The sequence below is a fragment of the Ruegeria sp. CDSC045 genome (assembly GCF_059610725.1).
The window spans coordinates 1-1,170 of the sequence record NZ_JBXWOE010000029.1 but is presented as its reverse complement, the minus strand read 5'-3'; the positions used below and the strand labels follow the sequence as shown (position 1 = coordinate 1,170).

The 1,170-nt window shown below is 54.6% G+C and carries 1 protein-coding gene; it reads right to left on the bottom strand.

The window, feature by feature from the left end:
* Positions 1–1,170: DUF6538 domain-containing protein (locus tag AC2FH6_RS21410; RefSeq protein WP_496704192.1), on the bottom strand; the 1,170-nt coding region annotated here is incomplete at its 5' end.

Here is a 1,170-nt window from a genome sequence, read left to right as displayed (position 1 = left end):
CTATGCCGTTGCTTCCAGCCATTTGCTCAGCACTTGAAGCGGATAGCCCTTGCCATATCCATGCCCTACGCCTTCGGTTTGCCAGCCACCTATCTGGTCGACGATGTCGGACGGACACTCGACAGCGCGAAGCCTGTCACGCATCGAATGACGAAAGCTGTGCATGGTGCAACGGCTCGGTACATATGGCTTCATCCATTTGTTCAACGCGGCACTGGCAGAATTAGCGTTCGTGGTTTTCGATTTGTTGTACCGGGGAAAAGCGAACTGGCTGTCAGTGTTCTCAGAGAGCAAGCGCTTGGCGGCCCATAGTGACGCTCCGACCAGAGGCACCTTTCGGTTGCTACCTGATGTCTTCAGCCGACGCCAAGGATGCTCTTGAACAACTACGTGAGGCACTGGGTCATTCAGCTCGAAATCCTCTTTGAGCAAACCCGCAGCTTCTGCAAGCCGCATCCCTGTGTCCGAGACCAGAGCAACCAGCCATCGCAAGTCGTCATCAAGGGACCGGCATTTGGACTGCAGAGAGCGGATCGCTTCGATTGGCATAGGTTCACGATCTTCGACACCGGCACTTCTGTCGTAGTACACACCAGCGAATGGGTTGGTCAGTGTGATACCGGCTTCAGAAGCAGCGAAGTTGATGACTGATCTGACGGTCCCAAAGATGCGGGTGATACTGCTACCCGCTAATTCTCGCTTCACCAGCTCGTCGCGAAACGCATTGGCATCCGCCTTGGTATAGCTTCTGATGTCTTTGTCCCCGCAGACATCCAAGACATAGCCACACGATCGCTCAGCAGCCCTGTGGAAGGTGATTGGACGTCCTTGCCCCTTCAGCTGCAGATAGACTGACACGGCTTCTGAGAGCTTTACAGCGTCGACGCTGGCGCGATCGGTGCATGACATCGAAGACCCAAAGTCGACCGCAGCTCCCATCCTCAGAAGATGCTTGCCCGGCAGGTCTACGTCTTGGATACGTAGGTGATACCAGTGTTCATCAAGTTGCTGAGCTGCTCTTTGCGCTCGGGACTTTGCGACCGCTGCTGATCTTGTCCGCAGCGAGAAGGATATTTTTCCGGTGGTATAGTGGTGATCGAGGTCCTTCGGAACCCGTCGTGTGAAGTAGAAGACCCCTGCTTTCACAAATGAGAAGGGAACGGTTTTGTT